This window comes from Microcystis sp. LE19-84.1B (assembly GCF_027531875.1).
GTDB classification, from domain to species: Bacteria; Cyanobacteriota; Cyanobacteriia; order Cyanobacteriales; family Microcystaceae; genus Microcystis; species Microcystis panniformis.
Window position 1 is genome coordinate 1 of record NZ_JAPZSR010000319.1, and the last position, 1,899, is coordinate 1,899.

Genomic DNA, 1,899 nt, shown 5'->3' on the forward strand with positions numbered 1-1,899 from the left:
CCCACATTCCGCACCCTAAGTGTCACAACGTCTCAAAAGAGGAAGATGCCTGAGTCAAAATACTTATCTAGAGGAGTGAGTTGGCGGCAAGCTGCCACCAACTAAGCCGAAAATTTCAGGGTTCCCCCAGTCATTCTCAATAAACAGTGCTTATTGAGAATAACTGGGCAATCAGACTTAACATCTAGGGGGAGATGTTCCAGTTGCTCGCTTTGTTTTGTCACCCCTGGAAGTCAATCCATCTGGTCAAGATAAGAGATAATATTCCTGGCCAGGTTTGGGAAAAAATCTCAAAATGTTGCGCCTCTCATCCGTTAAGTTGCTAATCTTTTGATTGTCTTGAATAGGTCGGAGATGAATCCCTTGAAAGTTCTGAAATATCCAGCGTAATGTTGGTCGGTCAGTTAACTTACCCAACTGATTTTTTAGTCCCGTCTCCTGCGGTTTTAAATTCAGACGAAGTTGTCTTTGACCAATAGTATAAACCAGTAGGCACAAGCCCATGAGCATGGCCAGGACCTCGATTCTGTGGGGAGATTTGAGAAAGACACTGTCGGCAAAAAAGCCGGGGTCTTTGAGAAAAGAAAATCCTCTTTCCGGAGCTTGTTGCCCTTTATATTTTTTGAGTATATCCTCACTGCTTAATCGTTGTTTCTCCAATTCGTTAGTCGCTAAAACGAATCGTCCTGCTCGTTTCTTTAGCCTCTCAATTGCGGACAAATTCAACTCTAATTCGGCTTGAACTTGATAGCTTTGAGAGGGTAAATCGTCTTTTGATTTGAGTTTTGACTGCTGAGACTCAGGCGGAATGAGATTGACTTTAATCTCCGTTAACTGATGATATTTTAAGGAGTCAGATAATCCCTTGGCTATCGCCAACGCCACCGCTCTATTCTCAAATTCTCTTCGGGATAGTTGCCGGATTTTTTCTTATGCCCTTTTCTTTTCTTGCTCGATTTTTTCTCTAATTTTTTCAAGTCTGATTCTTGTCTAGCTTGACTTTCAACTAGCAACCATCTTGGTTCTATCCCCCCATAGTTAGAGATGGTTTCCCGCCAGGAATAACCCGGTATTTCTGAATCGGTTAACTCTTTTTCTGAGATGCTATCGACTAACTTTTGAGCCTCTTTAATGCTGAAGGGGACTCGAGATAACCAACGCATTTCTCTCATTAGTTTTAAATTCTCTTTGCTGTAGAGGGCGCTATCGCCGACTATTAAACTGTCAAAGTCAACTTGTTTTTGAAATTCTCGGGCGATTTGACCAAAAACCGCTTTGTCCGCTTCATTTCCGTCACCTACTTTCAGGAATAAAGGTACATCTCCATCCCCACTTACGATTAAGTCAATCATAAATTGTTTCAAGTCAGGTCGTCGGTCGCGGGAGTATCCGTAGGTAATTTTTATTGGCTGTTGTCTGGTTTCAATTTCTTCTCCAACTGCTCCTGATTTCAGGATTTCTACTGTTGGGTATTCCTTGTTATATTCTCCTTCTACTGATAGAGAAGTCGAATCTAAATGGGAATTCTCGGTCGCTACACCAAATTTTTTCACGGCGGCTAAACTGATGAGTAGGAAAATGACCGAAACATTAAGTTGATAAAGTTTGTCCATTACTCGACCAATTTTATCATCATTCAAGTGCTTGGGTTCGATGCCCTCTCCCAGCAAATGTTCGGTTGCTTTATCTTCAAAAAATTGAGGAAATAAATACAAGGATCGGGAGACAAATCCCAATCCATTCAGGATAATTGCTTTGACGACTTGCCCCGCTGTGACAATTTCTCCTCGCTCAATTGAGACTTGTTCGTTGATAATTTCAACGATTCCTATTTCATCGATAATTCCGGCTACTAATCCCAGATGGTCTAGATTTTTGACTTCAATTTCTGTTGATTGA

At 41.4% G+C, this 1,899-nt stretch carries 1 pseudogene; it reads right to left on the reverse strand.

Annotation, left to right across the window (positions count from 1 at the left end):
• Positions 1–246: 246 nt before the first annotated feature.
• Positions 247–1,899: pseudogene (locus O9324_RS18190) on the reverse strand (IS1634 family transposase); the annotation flags it as partial.